17 protein-coding genes and 1 pseudogene are annotated in these 16,963 nt (G+C 66.5%); 14 read left to right on the forward strand and 4 right to left on the reverse strand.

The genetic code is table 11. The features are described from left to right. Positions 1 to 179: 179 nt before the first annotated feature. Positions 180 to 806, forward strand: coding sequence for a DUF47 domain-containing protein (locus ACSYS9_RS08075; RefSeq protein WP_004152833.1), 627 nt, complete (start codon positions 180 to 182; stop codon positions 804 to 806). A 13-nt stretch (positions 807 to 819) separates the two neighbouring features. Then, positions 820 to 1,941 carry an inorganic phosphate transporter gene (locus ACSYS9_RS08080; protein ID WP_032128946.1) on the forward strand — a complete coding sequence of 374 codons (1,122 nt, stop codon included), beginning with the start codon at positions 820 to 822 and terminating at the stop codon, positions 1,939 to 1,941. A gap of 375 nt (positions 1,942 to 2,316) precedes the next feature. Here the strand turns inward: ACSYS9_RS08080 and ACSYS9_RS08085 are convergent, their stop codons facing one another. The 3 genes from ACSYS9_RS08085 to parE all read right to left on the reverse strand — a co-directional run bounded on the left by ACSYS9_RS08085 (position 2,317) and on the right by parE (position 6,612). Next, positions 2,317 to 3,813, reverse strand: coding sequence for a S10 family peptidase (locus tag ACSYS9_RS08085; protein WP_071229595.1), 1,497 nt, complete (start codon positions 3,811 to 3,813; stop codon positions 2,317 to 2,319). Between the two features lie 110 nt (positions 3,814 to 3,923). Beyond that, complete coding sequence (locus ACSYS9_RS08090) at positions 3,924 to 4,502, reverse strand: GNAT family N-acetyltransferase (RefSeq protein ID WP_071229596.1); 579 nt, start codon at positions 4,500 to 4,502, stop codon at positions 3,924 to 3,926. A gap of 220 nt (positions 4,503 to 4,722) precedes the next feature. Further along, positions 4,723 to 6,612 (reverse strand): DNA topoisomerase IV subunit B, encoded by a 1,890-nt coding sequence (gene parE / locus ACSYS9_RS08095; RefSeq protein ID WP_071229235.1) that lies wholly within the window; start codon positions 6,610 to 6,612, stop codon positions 4,723 to 4,725. A gap of 171 nt (positions 6,613 to 6,783) precedes the next feature. On the opposite strand from parE, the gene ACSYS9_RS08100 reads away from it, so the two are divergent. The 10 genes and pseudogenes from ACSYS9_RS08100 to truD all read left to right on the forward strand — a co-directional run bounded on the left by ACSYS9_RS08100 (position 6,784) and on the right by truD (position 14,676). After that, positions 6,784 to 7,017, forward strand: a complete 234-nt coding sequence (locus ACSYS9_RS08100) for a hypothetical protein (RefSeq protein ID WP_014036734.1) — start codon at positions 6,784 to 6,786, stop codon at positions 7,015 to 7,017. Positions 7,018 to 7,417: 400 nt separating this feature from the next. Next, on the forward strand, positions 7,418 to 9,082 hold the full coding sequence (locus ACSYS9_RS08105; protein ID WP_032130113.1) for a CTP synthase: 1,665 nt from the start codon (positions 7,418 to 7,420) through the stop codon (positions 9,080 to 9,082). Positions 9,083 to 9,171: 89 nt separating this feature from the next. Then, a complete protein-coding gene (gene kdsA, locus ACSYS9_RS08110; protein WP_014036736.1) occupies positions 9,172 to 10,002 on the forward strand; it encodes a 3-deoxy-8-phosphooctulonate synthase in 831 nt (276 codons plus the stop codon). Beyond that, positions 9,999 to 10,345: pseudogene (locus ACSYS9_RS08115) on the forward strand (hypothetical protein). Before kdsA ends, ACSYS9_RS08115 begins: the two are co-directional and overlap by 4 nt. Next, positions 10,345 to 10,674, forward strand: a complete 330-nt coding sequence (locus ACSYS9_RS08120; protein WP_049400376.1) for a hypothetical protein — start codon at positions 10,345 to 10,347, stop codon at positions 10,672 to 10,674. The pseudogene ACSYS9_RS08115 and the gene ACSYS9_RS08120 overlap by 1 nt, the downstream one beginning before the upstream one ends. 96 nt (positions 10,675 to 10,770) lie before the next feature. Then, a complete protein-coding gene (gene eno / locus ACSYS9_RS08125) occupies positions 10,771 to 12,063 on the forward strand; it encodes a phosphopyruvate hydratase (protein WP_014036739.1) in 1,293 nt (430 codons plus the stop codon). A 4-nt stretch (positions 12,064 to 12,067) separates the two neighbouring features. Further along, a complete protein-coding gene (ftsB, locus tag ACSYS9_RS08130) occupies positions 12,068 to 12,421 on the forward strand; it encodes a cell division protein FtsB (RefSeq protein ID WP_014036740.1) in 354 nt (117 codons plus the stop codon). Continuing rightward, positions 12,418 to 13,116 carry a 2-C-methyl-D-erythritol 4-phosphate cytidylyltransferase gene (gene ispD, locus ACSYS9_RS08135; protein ID WP_014036741.1) on the forward strand — a complete coding sequence of 233 codons (699 nt, stop codon included), beginning with the start codon at positions 12,418 to 12,420 and terminating at the stop codon, positions 13,114 to 13,116. The genes ftsB and ispD overlap by 4 nt, the downstream gene beginning before the upstream one ends. Before the next feature lie 34 nt (positions 13,117 to 13,150). Continuing rightward, positions 13,151 to 13,648 carry a 2-C-methyl-D-erythritol 2,4-cyclodiphosphate synthase gene (gene ispF, locus ACSYS9_RS08140; protein WP_071229236.1) on the forward strand — a complete coding sequence of 166 codons (498 nt, stop codon included), beginning with the start codon at positions 13,151 to 13,153 and terminating at the stop codon, positions 13,646 to 13,648. Next, entirely contained in the window at positions 13,645 to 14,676 is a 1,032-nt protein-coding gene (gene truD / locus ACSYS9_RS08145; RefSeq protein ID WP_071229237.1) for a tRNA pseudouridine(13) synthase TruD, read from the forward strand. Before ispF ends, truD begins: the two co-directional genes overlap by 4 nt. Before the next feature lie 68 nt (positions 14,677 to 14,744). Here truD and ACSYS9_RS08150 read toward each other — a convergent pair whose 3' ends face one another. Beyond that, positions 14,745 to 15,284 (reverse strand): Smr/MutS family protein, encoded by a 540-nt coding sequence (locus ACSYS9_RS08150; RefSeq protein WP_071229238.1) that lies wholly within the window; start codon positions 15,282 to 15,284, stop codon positions 14,745 to 14,747. A gap of 209 nt (positions 15,285 to 15,493) precedes the next feature. Here ACSYS9_RS08150 and surE point away from each other — a divergent pair, with 209 nt between their 5' ends. Both surE and ACSYS9_RS08160 read left to right on the forward strand, forming a co-directional pair. Continuing rightward, positions 15,494 to 16,273: a 5'/3'-nucleotidase SurE gene (surE, locus tag ACSYS9_RS08155; protein ID WP_010485979.1), complete on the forward strand. Its 780-nt coding sequence runs from the start codon at positions 15,494 to 15,496 to the stop codon at positions 16,271 to 16,273. Further along, positions 16,270 to 16,947 (forward strand): protein-L-isoaspartate(D-aspartate) O-methyltransferase, encoded by a 678-nt coding sequence (locus tag ACSYS9_RS08160; RefSeq protein WP_071229239.1) that lies wholly within the window; start codon positions 16,270 to 16,272, stop codon positions 16,945 to 16,947. The genes surE and ACSYS9_RS08160 overlap by 4 nt, the downstream gene beginning before the upstream one ends. Positions 16,948 to 16,963 lie beyond the last annotated feature (16 nt).

Genomic DNA, 16,963 nt, shown 5'->3' on the forward strand with positions numbered 1-16,963 from the left:
ATAAGGTGCGCCCGAAGGCGCGCTGGCATCTTAGCAAAGGGGCGTGGCAGGGTGGCAACCGCCTGTTCAGGTTGGGGCTTCCAGAGCCCCGGAAGGGGGCAGGGATACCCGTGATGGTCATCTAGCCGTCATAATTCCGTCTGGTGCCGTCCTTCCCGCGACGGCTGACAGGTTTCTCAATGTTCTCTCTGCAGACCATTTTCGGTTCCGGCAAACAGTTCTACACCCTGCTCGATGAGGCTGCCGTCGCGGCTTCCGACGCCGCCAAGGCGCTGCATTCCATGCTGCGCGAGGCCGACCGCCAGCCCGCGCTGGACGCCTTCAAACTGGCCCGCCTGCGCGAGCGCGCGGCCTCGGACAAGATCAGCCAGGCGCTGGTGGACAGCTTCATGACCCCGATCGAGCGCGAAGACATCGAAGCGCTGGGCTCGGCGCTGTACAAGATTCCGAAGCAGATCGAGAAGTTCGCCGATCGCTATTCGTTGGCCACGACCCACCTGGAGCACATCGACTTCGCGCCGCGCGCGGCGATGCTGGAACAGGCCGCCGGCGTGGTGGTGGAGATGGTGGCCGACCTGCGCCACATGAACCTGGACCGGATGACCGCGCTCAACGAGAAGCTGCGCTCGCTGGAGAACGAGGCCGACCGCCTGATGCTCGAGCTGTACCGCGACATCTATTCGGGCCGCCTGGACAACCTGCAGATGTTCCTGCTGAAGGAATTCTTCGAGATCTTGGAAAAGGCCATCGACCGTTGCCGCGAGGCCGGCGTGGTGGCGTACCAGATCGTGTTGAAGAACAGCTGACGGACGCCGCCGCATGTTGACCCTTGTCCTGGTGGTGATCCTGGCCGCGCTCGTTTTCGAGTTCATCAACGGCTTCCACGACACTGCCAATTCCATTGCCACTGTGGTGGCGACCAAGGTGCTCTCGCCCGGCTGGGCGGTGATGCTGGCCGCCTTCATGAACCTCATCGGTGCACTGACCGGTACCGCGGTGGCGCTGACCATCGCCTCGGGCCTGCTCAACACCAACGTGGTCGACGTCACCCCGCAGGTGATCCTGTGCGCCCTGCTGGGCGGCATCATCTGGAACCTGATCACCTGGTGGAAGGGGCTGCCTTCCTCGTCCTCGCACGCCCTGATCGGTGGCCTCTGCGGCGCCGGCCTGGCCGCTGCCCACAACAACTGGGACGCGCTGATCTGGTCCGAGCGCCTGGGCAGCTGGGCGCAGAACAAGGGCCTGCTGTGGAAGGTATTCGTGCCGATGATCACCTCGCCGATCGCCGGCTTCCTGCTCGGCATCGTGGTGATGGTGCTGCTGTGGGGCCTGATCGCCGGGCTGGCCAAGATCGGTGGTGCCATCGGTCGCCTGGCCCGCCCGCGCATCGTCAACGCCTTCTTCGGCAAGGCGCAGATCGCCTCGGCGGCCTACATGGGCTTCGCCCACGGCCACAACGACGCGCAGAAGACCATGGGCATCATCGCCATGACACTGATCGGTGCCGAGGCCACCGGTGCGCTGGATGACCTGCCGTCGTGGCTGGCCTTCATGCACCCGGACGCCAGCGCCGGTGACGGCATCGCCATGTGGATCGTGCTGACCTGTGCGGTGGTGATGGCGGCCGGTACTGCCTCGGGCGGCTGGAAGATCATCAAGACCTTGGGCCACAAGATGGTCAAGCTGCACCCGATCCACGGCTTCGCCGCGGAGACCAGCTCGGCCACCATCCTGACCCTGGCCGCCCACTTCGGCATGCCGGTCTCGACCACGCACAGTATCTCCACCGCGATCATGGGCGTCGGCTTCGCCAAGAACCCGCGCTCGCTGAAGTTCGGCGTGATCGAGCGCATCGTCTGGGCCTGGATTCTGACCATTCCGGCCGCCGGCGGCTGTGCGTACCTGATCCTGAAGCTGTTCGAGCTGTTCGGCTGGACCTGATCGCCACGCCAAGGTTGCAAACGAAAAAGCCCGCCGGTATCCGGCGGGCTTTTTTCATGGGCAGAGAATTCTTCCGGACACATCGTGTCGACCAAGGTCGACACCTACCAGAGCAGAAACAGGGATCCGATCCCGTGCCGACCAACGGTCGGCGGCACCCACCAACAGCAGCAGGAACCTGTCAGCGGCGGGGTGGGGTGGGGTTGCAGGACCGTTGGCGCCATGGATGGCGCCATCGAGCCCCCAGGGACGGGTTTACGGCGTGTCCTGCAACCCCACCCCACCTCGCCAGCCCACGGAAACCCTGCTTTTGCCGTTGCCGTTGCCGTTGCCGTTGATCCGGCAGGTGCCGGGCCGCAGGCCCGGCCGAACCCCTCAATTACGCTGGAACAACGCCTGCACATCCTTCCGGAACGCGGCCTGGCTGTCAGCCCGGCTGTAGAACATGTGCCCGCCCGGATAACTGCGCACCTGCACCCGGTCCGGATTGCTGCCCATCGCCGGCATCTGGTCCACCGTCAGGATCGAGCCCATGAACGGGCACGACAGATCATTCCAGCCATGCACGATCAGCACCTGCAGATGCGGATCGATCGCCACCGCCTGGCGCAGCTGGGTCACCGCGCCCTGGCGAAGCTCGCCATTGCGGTCCCACAACCGGTTCACGTCGTAGTTCAGCGCCTGGTAGCGTGCATCCACCTTCCAGCCGACCACCCGCGTCACGAAGTCGACCATCGCCGTGGTGGTCGGCGCGATGATGCTGTCCAGCAGCGGATCGTTGGCGCGCTGCTCCGGATCGTTCGGGAACGGATCGAACGCGGTCACGTTGGAGTCGTAGCGGCTGCCCAGCGTGCCTTTGTCGCGGAACACTTCACGCAGGTAGGCCTGGGTTTCCAGGCGCCCGCCGGCGCGGCGCACGAACTGCGGGTCCAGTCCGGTCAGCGCGGTCACCCGGCGCAGCATGGCTTCCGTAGCCTGCGGATCGCTGCGGCCCTTCATCAGCGCGGTGGCGTAGTCGCCACGGGTGTACTCCACCACCTCGCGCATCGCCGCATCGGTCAGCTTGCCCTGGCGCTCCAGGTGCGCCGCGGCGATCGACGGCAGCGTCTGCATCCACGCCATCGGCGAGACATCAGCGTTGTCTTCCAGGGTCGGGCTCAGGTAGGGCGAGACCAGCACCAGGCCGTTCATTGCCACGCCCAGCCGGGTCTGCAGGAAGTGGGTGATGCGTGGGCCACGGTAGCCACCGTAGCTCTCGCCGGTCAGGTACTTGCGCGAGGCCATGCGCTGGTTGCGCAGCAGCCAGTCGTAGATCGAGCGCGACAGGTATTCGACGTCGGCACTGGGGTTGTAGAGCGCTTTCTTGGCTTCATCGTCGCCGATCCGCGCGCGGCTGAAGCCGGTACCGACCGGATCGATGAACACCAGATCGGTGAAGTCCAGCCAGGTGCCCGGATTGTCGTGCAGGGTGGCCGGCGCCGACGCGCTGTCACCCTCGGAGCCGAAGGTCACCACCTTGGGCCCGATCGCGCCCATGTTGAGGTACACCGACGACGCACCGGGGCCGCCATTGAGCGCGAAGGTCACCGGCCGTTCCTTGCCCGGCATCGTGTAGGCGGTGAACACCACGTCGGCGATCACCTTGCCCTTGGCATCGCGTACCGGCAGGGTGCCGACGGTGGCGGTGTAGTCGAGGGTACGGCCGGCCAGGCGCATGCTCTGGCGGGCCGAGGCGTCTGCGGGCAGCGCAGGTGCCTCCGTCTTGTCGTCTTTCGGATCGGGCTTGGCCTCGGCGTCAGGCGCGGCCAGCACGCTGGCGGGGGCGATGAGCAGGCCGACGCAGAGCGCGGCAGTGTGCAGCAGGGACTTCATGGCACCGGATCGGCAGCGGAAGGGGGTTCCGATGCTAGGTCGGTTGCGGCCCATGCCGTATGTGTCCAAAGGCATGGCCGGGCGTTGAGGCTGCTACTGGCCAGATTGGGTCAAGTAGACAGGGTGGCTGCCGCGTCGTCATCGGCCAGCAGGCCGTAGACGACCGAGTCGGCCAGTTGCCCCTGGATGCGCCAGCGCTGGCGCAGCACGCCCTCGCGGTGGAAGCCCAGGCGTTCCAGCACGTGTGCGGAGGGCGCGTTACGCGGGTCGATCTCGGCTTCCACGCGATGCAGGTGCAGGGTGCGGAACAGGTAGGCCAGTACCTGTTGCAGGGCCTCGTGCATATAGCCCTGGCCCTGGCGATCGGGGGCCAGCAGATAGCCGATCTCGGCGCGCGCCGCATCGCGGTCTACTGCGAATACCACGCAGATGCCGAGCAGCGGACCTTCCAGCGATTCGCGCACGGCCAGCTTCAGCTGGGTGCCGATGGCATGGGCGGCGAGGTCATCGTCGATCTGCTCGCGCGCTTCGGCCTGTCGCGTCCAGGCCGGATGGTTCCACCAGCGCATCACATCCGGGTTGGACTGCAGGGTGAACAGCGCGGCGGCGTCGTCACGGCGGATCGGGCTCAGGACCAGCCGTGCACTGTGCAGCGGCAGGCCGGGGAACAGCAGCGAGTGGCTGGCCAATACGGTGGTCCACGCGGATGGACGCGCATTATGGCGCCGCCGGGTTTGCCGATGGGGGTGTAATGCCCCCCGGCGGGCATGAACCGGTAGTGCCGGCCGCTGGCCGGCAACCTCGATATCCAGTTGATTCATGCAGATCTGCCGGCCAGCGGCCGGCACTACCGGGTAACGGGGTCAGAGCCGTTTCCTGTCAGGAAACGGATCCGACCCCGCGCCGGGATCAGACTTCCAGCGAAGCCAGGTCGCCCTTCGACTCCAGCCAGCCCTTGCGGTCGGACGCGCGCTTCTTGGCCAGCAGCATGTCCATCAGCGAACGGGTCTGCTCGCCATCGTCCACGGTCAGCTGCACCAGGCGGCGCGTATCCGGATGGATGGTGGATTCACGCAGCTGCGGCGGATTCATCTCGCCCAGGCCCTTGAAGCGGGTCACGTTGATTGCGCCCTTGATCTTCTCGCGCTCGATCTTGTCCAGCATCGTGCGTTTCTCTTCCTCGTCCAGGGCGTAGAACACCTGCTTGCCCACGTCGATGCGGAACAGCGGCGGCATCGCCACGAACACATGGCCGGCATCGACCAGCGCCGGGAAGTGCTTCAGGAACAGCGCGGTCAGCAGGGTCGCGATATGCAGACCGTCGGAGTCCGCGTCGGCCAGGATGATGACCTTGCCGTAACGCAGGCCGGCGATGTCGTCCTTGCCGGGGTCGCAGCCGATGGCCACGGCCAGGTTGTGCACCTCTTCCGAAGCCAGCACGCTGTTGGACGAGACTTCCCAGGTGTTGAGGATCTTGCCGCGCAGCGGCAGGATCGCCTGGAAATCCTTGTCGCGGGCCTGCTTGGCGCTGCCGCCTGCCGAGTCACCTTCCACCAGGAACAGCTCGGTGCGCGACAGGTCCTGGCTGATGCAGTCGGCCAGCTTGCCGGGCAGGGCCGGGCCCTGCGTTACCTTCTTGCGGACGACCAGTTTCTCGGTCTTCAGGCGCGCACTGGCACGCTCGATGGCGATCTGCGCGATCTTCTCGCCCAGTTCCACGTTCTGGTTCAGCAGCAGGCTGAAGGCATCGTGCGCGGCGCCCTCAACGAAGCCGGCGGCCTGGCGCGAGGACAGGCGTTCCTTGGTCTGGCCGCTGAACTGCGGGTCGGTCATCTTCAGCGACAGCACGAATGACACGCGGTCCCACACGTCTTCCGGGGCCAGCTTGACGCCGCGCGGCAGCAGGTTGCGGAAGTCGCAGAACTCGCGCAGCGCCTCGGTCAGGCCGGTACGCAGGCCGTTGACGTGGGTGCCATGCTGGGCGGTCGGGATCAGGTTGACGTAGCTTTCCTGGACCAGCTCGCCTTCCGGCAGCCAGGCCACGGCCCAGTCCACCACCTCGGTGTCCTTCTTCAGGTTGCCGACGAACAGGTCGGCCGGCAGCGATTCGCGCTCGCCCAGTTCCAGCTTCAGGTAATCGCGCAGGCCGTCTTCGTAGTACCAGGTATCGATTTCACCGGTGGCTTCGTCGGTCAGCTTGACGGTCAGGCCCGGGCACAGCACGGCCTTGGCGCGCAGCAGGTGCTTCAACGCGCGCACCGCGAACTTCGGCGTGTCGAAGTACTTCGGGTCCGGCCAGAAGCGCACGCGGGTACCGGTGTTCTTCTTGCCGACGGTGCCGACCACTTCCAGCGGCGTGGCGCGGTCGCCATTGCGGAAGGTGATGCGGTGTTCGGCGCCTTCGCGCTTGATGTGCACCTCCACCAGGGTCGACAGCGCGTTGACCACGCTGACGCCGACGCCGTGCAGGCCGCCGGAGAAGGTGTAGTTGTTGTTGCTGAACTTGCCGCCCGCATGCAGGCGGGTGAGGATCAGTTCGACGCCCGGGATCTTCTCTTCCGGATGGATATCCACCGGCATGCCGCGGCCGTCATCGCTGACCTCCACGCTGCCGTCCTTGTACAGGGTGATCTCGATCGAGCGGGCATGGCCGGCGAGGGCCTCGTCCACCGAGTTGTCGATCACTTCCTGCGCCAGGTGGTTCGGGCGCGCGGTGTCGGTGTACATGCCGGGACGGCGCTTGACCGGGTCAAGGCCGGACAGGACTTCAATATCGGCGGCGTTATAGCGGGCGTTCATCTATCTTCTAAAGCGCGGAGCGACGCGCAAGTGTGCGGTCTGGGCGGCGATTTTGCACGCCTGCGGTTCAGCCTCGGCGCCGGGGAGGGGGTAAAATGGCAGCCGCTGGAATCTGAACGCCGGCGGCCCCGTTGGGTCGAAACGTCCAAGCCATACCGCGAGGAGGACCTCATGAAGAAGTTGCTGACCATTGCAATCCTGGCCGCTGCCGCTGTTGCAGTGCCGCTGGTGGTGGCGCAGAACGCTGGCCAGCCGGCCCCGCAGCAGGGTGACCAGGCCGACAAGGCGCAGGCCGAGGCCGATGCCAAGGCCAAGCGTCGTGCCCAGGCCAATGCCGAAATGAAGGCGCAGGGCCAGCCGGCCCCGCAGAAGGAAGAAGAGGAAGAGGCGCGGAAGAAGCGCTGATCCCGCAACCTGCCAAGCGCCCTTGCGACAAGGGTTGCGCACCGGAACGCCCCGCCCAGCGGGGCGTTTTTTGTTGGATCGGCCGCACAAGCCCCTTGGGTTGGCGGCCATCAATCTGTAAACTATGGCTTTCCGGGAGTAAGTGCGTGTCCACCATTTGCGAATGGGCTGGAGCGGCCAAGCGTGGCTTCCAGCATGGCGGGTCGCAGGTGACGGTCGATTTGACCGGCACGGTCGCCCCGACCTCGCACGGTGGTCCCCGTCCGGCGCCTGCCGTCGCACGGATCCGCACCTCCCTCGCTGCCACAGCGAACCGGAAAACCCCCTCTGAGCACCATGCCTGCCCTCCGGGCGCGCGTGGTGCTGCCGTTTTCCATTTCCAGACAGGATGCTTGCAGCCATGACTCCCTTGATTTTCGTAACCGGCGGCGTGGTGTCCTCGCTCGGCAAAGGCATTGCCGCCGCGTCGCTGGCCGCCATTCTCGAAGCCCGTGGCCTGAAGGTCACGATGATGAAGCTCGACCCGTACATCAACGTCGACCCGGGCACCATGAGCCCGTTCCAGCACGGTGAGGTCTACGTCACCGACGACGGCGCCGAGACCGACCTCGACCTGGGCCACTACGAGCGCTTCGTGCGCACCCGCCTGAGCCGCAAGAACTCGGTCACCACCGGTCGTATCTACGAGAACGTGATCCGCAAGGAACGCCGCGGCGATTACCTGGGCGCGACCGTGCAGGTCATTCCGCACATCACCGATGAAATCCGCCGCTGCATCGACGAAGCCACCGAAGGCTACGACGTGGCGCTGGTGGAGATCGGCGGTACCGTCGGCGACATCGAGTCGCTGCCGTTCCTGGAGGCGATCCGCCAGGTGCGCACTGAGCGTGGCCCGGAGAAGGCACTGTTCATGCACCTCACCCTGGTGCCGTACATCGGCGCCGCCGGTGAGCTGAAGACCAAGCCGACCCAGCACTCGGTGAAGGAACTGCGCTCGATCGGCATCCAGCCGGACGTGCTGCTGTGCCGTTCGGAACAGGCCGTGCCGGATTCGGAGCGCCGCAAGATCGCCCAGTTCACCAACGTTTCCGAGCGCGCGGTGATCAGCGTGCCGGACGTGGACGTCCTGTACCGCATTCCGTCAGGCCTGCATGCGCAGGGCCTGGACGAGATCGTCGTCAACCAGCTGAAGCTGGCCGACAAGGTCGGTCCGGTCGATCTGTCGATGTGGGAAGACGCGGTCGATGCGACCCTGCATCCGCTGGACGAAGTGACCATCGCCGTGGTCGGCAAGTACGTCGATCACCAGGATGCCTACAAGTCGGTCGGCGAAGCGCTCAAGCACGGCGGCCTGCGCCAGCGCACCAAGGTCAACCTGAAGTGGCTGGAAGCACAGGACCTGGAAGGCACCGACATGGCCGCACTGGCCGATGTCGACGGCATCCTGGTGCCGGGCGGCTTCGGTGACCGTGGTTTCGAAGGCAAGGTGCTGACCTCGAAGTTCGCCCGCGAGCAGCACGTGCCGTACTTCGGCATCTGCTACGGCATGCAGGCGGCCGTCGTCGATTACGCCCGCAACGTGGTCGGCCTGGAAGGTGCCAACAGCACCGAGAACGACCGCCAGTCGCCGAACCCGGTGATCGGCCTGATCACCGAATGGCGTACGGCAACCGGCGACGTCGAAAAGCGTGATGACAAGAGCGACCTCGGTGGCACCATGCGCCTGGGCCTGCAGGAACAGCGCCTGAAGCCGGGCACGCTGGCCCGTGAGCTGTACGGCAAGGATGTGGTTGCCGAGCGCCACCGTCACCGCTACGAGTTCAACAACCGCTACCGCACCCAGCTGGAGGATGCGGGCCTGGTGATCGCCGGCAAGTCGATGGATGACACCCTGGTGGAAGTGGTGGAGCTGCCGCGCGATGCGCACCCGTGGTTCCTGGCCTGCCAGGCGCACCCGGAATTCCTGTCTACGCCGCGTGACGGCCACCCGCTGTTCATCGGTTTCATCCGTGCCGCACGCGAACGCAAGGCCGGCGGCAAGCTGCTGCAGGAAGCCCGCGCCTGACTTGTGATGGGGGCCGCCGGCCCCCATCTTGCACGCTTCAACCCCCAGCGCACCGGCCCGGCCGGTGCCGCGGACAACAAGGAAACGCCATGAAACTGTGTGGATTCGAGGTCGGGCTGGACCAGCCCCTGTTCCTGATCGCCGGCCCCTGCGTGATCGAGTCGATGCAGCTGCAGCTCGATACCGCCGGCAAGTTGAAGGAAGTCACCGACAAGCTCGGCGTCAACTTCATCTTCAAGTCCAGCTTCGACAAGGCCAACCGCACTTCGGGCACCGCATTCCGCGGCCCGGGCATGGAAGAGGGCCTGAAGGTCCTGGCCGAGGTCAAGAAGCAGATCGGCGTGCCGGTGCTGACCGACGTCCACGAATACACCCCGATGGACGAAGTGGCCTCGGTGGTGGACGTGCTGCAGACCCCGGCGTTCCTGGTCCGCCAGACCGACTTCATCCGCAAGGTGTGCTCGGCCGGCAAGCCGGTCAACATCAAGAAGGGCCAGTTCCTGGCACCGTGGGACATGAAGCCGGTCGTGGAGAAGGCCAAGGCCACCGGCAATGAGCAGATCATGGTCTGCGAACGTGGTGCCAGCTTCGGCTACAACAACCTGGTCAGCGACATGCGTTCGCTGGCGGTGATGCGCGATACCGGTTGCCCGGTGGTGTTTGACGCCACCCATTCGGTGCAGCTGCCGGGTGGGCAGGGCACCAGTTCCGGTGGCCAGCGTGAGCACGTGCCGGTGCTGGCCCGTGCCGCCGTGGCGGTGGGCATCTCCGGCCTGTTCGCCGAGACCCATCCGGACCCGTCCAAGGCGCTGTCCGATGGCCCCAATGCATGGCCGCTGGACCAGATGGAAGCGCTGCTCGAGACCCTGATGGAACTCGATGCGGTGACCAAGAAGCACGGCTTTTCGCGCTTCGCGTGAGTCGTGACCCGTGGCTGGCGCTGGAAACCCAGCGTCACCGCCGGCACTGGAAACAGTGGCCCTGGGGCGTGATCGCACTGGGTCTGGCCGTGCTGTTCACCGTGGGCATGTTCGGGCTGGTACTGATCGGCGCTGCGTCGGTGCGGCCCCCGGTGATGGCAGCAGTGCGCTCGATCTGGGGGCGTACTTCATTGCGCTGCTGGTGGCGGAGCTGCTCGGTGCGGTGGGATGCGTCGCTGCCGCTGTGCTGGCCTGGCGGCTGAATCGCGGCAAGGTGACGGCTGGCCTGGCGATCATCCTGCTCTCGCTGTGGCTGGGCGCCCTGTTCTACGGATTGCTCTGATGAATACGACCACATCGGCGCGTGGCTGGCCCTGGGGCCTGATCGCCCTGGGGCTGTCCGTGTTGACCTGGATCGCCCTGGTGGTGGGCGTGCTGGCCTTCACGTCCGGTTTCCGGCCGCCGGGGGATGGAAACAACGGCGTGCAGGCCACGCAGTGGTGGCTGCTGGGCGCGCTGGTCACGATGGTGCTGTCCTTCCTGGGCAGCCCGGTGGCGATGGTGCTGGCCTGGCGACGGCGGCGTGGCCCCATCCTGGCAGCGATTGCCGGTGCATTGCTGGTGATGCTGGTGTCGATGATCCTGATCGTGATCGGGTCCAGTTGGGGCTGAAGCCGCCCACGCCATTTGGCAAGTGGCGGGCAGCCGGGGATAATCACGCGGCATTCGTTTTGTCGCCCCCTCTCCATACAGGTAACCGGCCCGACCATGAGTACGATCCGCAGCATCCACGCCCGTGAAATCCTCGACAGCCGTGGCAACCCCACGCTGGAAGCCGAAGTCATCCTGGAGGACGGTTCGTTCGGTCGTGCCGCGGTTCCCTCCGGCGCCTCGACCGGCACCAAGGAAGCGGTCGAGCTGCGTGATGGCGACAAGACCCGTTACCTGGGCAAGGGTGTGCGCAAGGCTGTCGACAACGTCAACACCACCATCGCCAATGCGCTGAAGGGCTTCGAAGCCACCGACCAGGCCGGCCTCGACCGTCGCCTGATCGACCTCGACGGCACCGAGAACAAAGGCCGCCTGGGCGCCAACGCGCTGCTGGGTGTTTCGATGGCCGCCGCGCACGCCGCCGCCGCCTCGAACAAGCAGGCACTGTGGCAGTACCTGGCCGCCAAGACCGGCGTGACCCCGTCGCTGCCGGTGCCGATGATGAACATCATCAACGGTGGTGCGCACGCCGACAACAACGTCGACTTCCAGGAATTCATGGTGCTGCCGGTCGGCTTCACCTCGTTCTCCGAAGCGCTGCGTGCCGGTACCGAAATCTTCCATTCGCTGAAGTCGGTGCTGAAGGGCCACGGCCTGAGCACGGCGGTCGGTGACGAAGGCGGCTTCGCGCCGGACTTCCGCAGCAACGTCGAAGCGCTGGACACCATCCTCGAAGCGATCGGCAAGGCTGGCTACACCGCCGGTGAAGACGTGCTGCTGGGCCTGGACGTCGCCTCCAGCGAGTTCTTCGAGAACGGCAAGTACAACCTGGTCGGCGAGAACAAGCGCCTGACCTCCGAGCAGTTCGTCGACTTCCTCGCCGACTGGGCCGCGCAGTATCCGATCATCACGATTGAAGATGGCCTGGCCGAGAACGACTGGGCCGGCTGGAAGCTGCTGACCGACCGCATCGGCAAGAAGGTCCAGCTGGTCGGCGACGACCTGTTCGTGACCAACCCGAAGATCTTCCAGGAAGGCATCGACTCGGGCACCGCCAACGCGATCCTGATCAAGGTCAACCAGATCGGCACCCTCAGCGAAACCCTGGAAGCGATCGCCATGGCCGATCGCGCTGGTTACGCCGCCGTGGTCTCGCACCGTTCGGGCGAAACCGAAGACACCACCATCGCCGATATCGCGGTGGCCACCACCGCCACCCAGATCAAGACCGGCTCGCTGTGCCGCAGCGATCGCGTGGCCAAGTACAACCAGCTGCTGCGCATCGAGGAAGCCCTCGGCGCCGGCGCGCGTTACGCTGGTCGTGACGCGTTCGTTTCGCTGAAGCGCTGAGCCGATGCGCGACTGGCGCTGGATGCTGCTGGTGCTGGCCCTGTTGCTGGGCTGGCTGCAGTACCGCTTCTGGTTCGGTCCGGGCAATTCGGGCGAAGTGATGATGCTCGAAGCCCAGGTCGCCAACCAGGAGCGGGACAATGAGGGTCTGCAGCAGCGCAACGACGCGCTCGCTGCCGAAGTGAAGGACCTCAAGGAAGGCCAGTCCGCCATCGAGGAACGCGCGCGCAGCGAGCTGGGCATGATCAAGCCTGGCGAGAAGTTCTACCGCGTGGTCGAGGATGCACCGGTTCATCCGGTGCAGCCCGCGGCAGGTGTCAGTGCGCAGGCGGGCGATCATCCGGCGGACGTGCCATGAGCGCGGCGATCTGGGTGGTGGTTCCGGCCGCCGGCCGTGGTGCCCGCTTTGGCGCGCCGCTGCCCAAGCAGTACCTGCAGGCGGGTGGGCAGATCCTGCTCGCCCACACGTTGGACGCGCTGCTGGCGCACCCGGCCGTGGCCGGAGCGATGGTGGTGATCGGCCAGGACGACGCCGACTGGCCGGGCTGGAGCGAATGGTCCGGCAAGCCGGTGCTGACCTGCATCGGGGGTGCCACCCGTGCCGCCTCGGTGCTGGCCGGGCTGCAGGCGCTGCCGGACTCGGTGCGCGCCGATGAATTCGTGCTGGTCCACGATGCCGCGCGACCCAACCTGTCGCTGGCCGATCTCGGTCGCCTGCTTGAAGTCGGTCGTGCCGACCCGGTCGGGGCGATCCTGGCCGCACCGGTGCGCGACACCCTCAAGCGCGCCGGCGACGACGGCGGCATCGATGGCACCGAGCCACGCGAGCGCCTGTGGCGCGCACTGACCCCGCAGCTGTTCCGCCGCCACCAGCTCAGCCGCGCGCTGTCCGACGCCGCCGCCGCCGGTGTTGAAGTCACCGACGAGGCCATGGCCATGGAGCGCCAGGGCCAGCGCCCGCTGCTGGTCGAGGGCAGCGAGGACAACTTCAAGGTCACCACCCCGGCCGATCTGGACCGGTTCGAATTCGTACTTTCCCGCCGCGCCGGCTGATTACCCGCGCGGCCCTGTAACAAGGGTTGCATCCATGAGCACCGCACCGTTCCCGCCCGTCCGCATCGGCCAGGGCTACGACGTCCATGCCTTCGGCGAAGGCGATCACATCATGCTCGGCGGGGTGAACGTGCCGCACAGCTGTGGCGTGCTCGCGCACAGCGATGGCGACGTGATCCTGCACGCCCTGTGCGATGCGATGCTCGGCGCGCTGGCGCTGGGCGACATCGGCCAGCATTTCCCGCCGAGTGACGACCGCTGGAAGGGCGCCGACAGCAGTGATTTCGTGCGCCACTGCGACAGCCTGCTGCGCGAGCGCGGCTGGCGTGTCGGCAACACCGACATCACCGTGATCTGCGAGCGGCCGAAGGTTGGCCCGCATGCGCTGGCGATGCGTGAGCGCATCGGCGGCCTGCTGCAGCTGCCGCTGGATACGGTCAGCGTCAAGGCCACCACCTCGGAAAAGCTGGGCTTCACCGGCCGTGGTGAAGGCATTGCCGCACAGGCGGTCGTGTTGCTGGTGGCGGCATGATTCCGCTGCCGTTGGCGTTCGGTGCGCCGCTGTTGACGGCGCGCATCCGCACCACGCCGGACGATTTCCAGGTTGACGAACTGCCGGCCTTCGAGGCCACCGGTGAAGGCGAGCACCTGCTGCTGCACATCCGCAAGCGCGGCGCCAACACCGTGCATGTGGCCAAGGTGCTGGCCAAGTGGGCGGGCCTGCCGGAAATGGCGGTGAGCTACGCCGGCATGAAGGATCGCCATGCGGTCACCACCCAGCGTTTCAGCGTGCACCTGCCCAAGCGCATTGCGCCGGACCTGGTCGAGCTGGCCAGTGACGAGATCGAAGTGCTCGAAGCCACCTGGCACAACCGCAAGCTGCAGCGCGGTGCACTGGCAGGCAACCGCTTCAAGCTGGTGCTGCGTGAAGTGCAGGGCGATGCCGCAGCGATCAGCGAACGCTTGCAGCAGATTGCCGAGCGCGGCCTGCCGAACTGGTTTGGCGAGCAGCGCTTTGGCCGCGACGGCGGCAATGTGCCAGCGGCACTGGCGATGTTCGGTGGCCGCCGCATGCGCAAGGATCAGCGTTCGCTGCTGCTGTCAGCCGCTCGTTCGGCGCTGTTCAACCGCGTGCTGGCCGCGCGCGTGGAGCAGGGCAACTGGGATCAGCCGGTGGAGGGTGAAGTGTGGATGCTCGATGGCAGCCGCAGCGTGTTCGGTCCCGAGCCGTACACCGACGTGCTGGCCGAGCGCCTGGCGCGTTTCGACATCCATCCCAGCGCGCCACTGTGGGGTGAAGGCGAGCTGCGCAGCACCGATGCGGCACGCGAGCTGGAGCTGGCCGCGCTGGACGACGAGGAATCGAAGGCGCTGCGGGCCGGCCTGGAAGACGCGCGCCTGAAGCAGGAGCGCCGCGCGCTGCGCCTGCGCCCGGCGCTGCTGCAGCACCAGTGGCTGGCCGACGACGTGCTGGAGCTGTCGTTCGCGCTGCCGCCAGGCTGCTACGCCACCGCCGTGCTGCACGAACTCGGCCCGGTCGAGGACGCCTCGCAGGCCTGACGGAAAAGGGGACGGAGGGAATTAAGTCGTTTGTGGCACAAACGACTTAATTCCCTCCGTCCCCTTTTTCAACGCCGCGCCAGCAGCACCAGCACCGCGCCGGTGCCGCCTTGTCCGGTCGGCGCCGAATGGAACGCCAGTACGTCGTTGCGCAGCCGCAGCAGGCGATCGACCAGATTCTTCAGCACCGGTGCACCGCCATCGGACTGCAGGCCCTTGCCGTGGATGATGCGCACGCAGCCATAGTCGTGTGCATGCGCTTCCAGCAGGAACTGGCGCAGCAGCGCCTCCGCCTGCGACGCAGTGGCGCCGTGCAGGTCCAGCTCGTCCTGCACCGAGTACTGGCCACGCTTGAGGCGCTGGAACAAGCGTGGTGGCAGGTTGTCGCGGCGATAGCTGGCCACGTCGCCGGCTTCCAGCGGCGTGCTGTCGCGCAGCAGCCGGGCGAATTCGCCGGCGGCTTCGGCCTCGTCACGTTCGGCCATGCGCGCGCGCGGCTTTGGCCGGGGCGCGGCAGGCGCCGGCTCGGCGTCCTTACGCAGTGGCGTCACTTCGCCGATGGCCGCACGGAACAATGCGGCCGGATCTTCGTCATCAGGGTGCGACATGCGCACAGGGTAAACCGCCGGCGCAGGTCTGCCTATGACGGTTCGATGTCGGTCATGACCGCCGACAGGGTAGGACCGGCGGCTCGCATGCGGCACAATAGACGATGCCCTTGCAGGGTCGACGGCTTCCGCAGGGGAGTACGACGGTCCCGCCCACACTGCACGGTGACGGAATCGAATTCTTGGAAAATCAAGCGGTTAAATCGAAGATGCGAATCCTGGTCAGTAACGACGATGGCGTCGACGCCGCAGGCATCCGGATGCTTGCCTCGGTGCTGCGCGAGGCCGGCCACGAAGTGACGGTGGTCGCCCCCGACCGTGACCGCTCCGGTGCCAGCAACTCTCTGACCCTGGACCTGCCGATCCGCCTCAAGCGCATCGACCATTACACCGTTTCGGTGGCCGGTACCCCGACCGACTGCGTGCATCTGGCGCTGACCGGGCTGCTCGAGTTCGAGCCTGACATTGTCGTGTCCGGCATCAACAATGCCGCCAATCTCGGTGATGACGTGATCTACTCCGGCACCGTCTCGGCGGCGATGGAAGGTCGCTTCCTCGGGCTGCCGGCGGTGGCGGTCTCGCTGGTTACCCGCAACCACGATCCGAAACATTTCGAGACCGCCGCGCGCGCTGCGGTGGAGATCGTTGCCCGGCTCAAGGCCGATCCGTTGCCGGCTGACACCATCCTCAACGTCAACGTGCCTGATCTGCCGTGGAGCGAGGTCAAGGGCTTCGAGGTCACCCGCCTCGGCAACCGCCATCGCGCCGAAGGCTGCATCGCGCAGAAAGACCCGCGCGGCAACGAGGTGTACTGGATCGGCCCGGCCGGCCGTGAGCAGGACTCCGGCCCCGGTACCGACTTCCATGCGGTGCGTACCGGGCATATCTCGATCACCCCGATCCAGGTGGACCTGACCCGCTACCAGGCACTGGAGAAAGTGGCCAGCTGGGTCGGCGGCCTCAGTGCCGCGCTGGACCAGCCGGCATGAGTCCACGCCTGCGCCTGCAACCGGAAGCCGTCGGTATCGGCATGACCTCGCAGCGTGTGCGTGACCGCCTGGTCGACCGCCTGCGCGAAGCCGGCATCGTTGACGAGCCGACCTTGAATGCGATCCGGGTGGTGCCGCGCCATCTGTTCATCGACGAGGCACTGGCCTCGCGTGCGTATGAAGACACCGCGCTGCCGATCGGCCACGGCCAGACCATCTCGCAGCCCTGGGTGGTCGCGCGGATGACCGAGGCGGTCCTCCAGGTCGCACCGAAACGGGTGCTGGAAGTCGGCACCGGGTCCGGCTACCAGGCCGCCATCCTCGGCGCACTGGGCCTGGAGGTCTACACCGTGGAGCGCATCGGCGACCTGCTGCGGCAGGCACGCAAACGCTTCCGCGCACTGGGCATGAACATCCGCACCAAGCATGACGACGGACGCGCCGGCTGGGCCGAGCACGGCCCGTTCGATGCCATCGTGGTCACCGCCGCGGCGCCGGCACTGGTCGATGAACTGGTCGGGCAGCTGGCAGAAGGCGGGCGCCTGGTGGCGCCGGTCGGTGGCCCGGGCGGGCAGTCGCTGGTGCAGCTGGATCGCAAGCCCGATGGCAGCATCGAACAGCGCGTGCTGGCGCCGGTCACGTTCGTGCCGCTGCTGTCTGGCATGCTCGACTAATCCACGGAGCAGGGTT

The organism is Stenotrophomonas sp. STK17_22 (genome assembly GCF_051983905.1).
In the GTDB taxonomy this organism is placed as follows: domain Bacteria; phylum Pseudomonadota; class Gammaproteobacteria; order Xanthomonadales; family Xanthomonadaceae; genus Stenotrophomonas; species Stenotrophomonas maltophilia_A.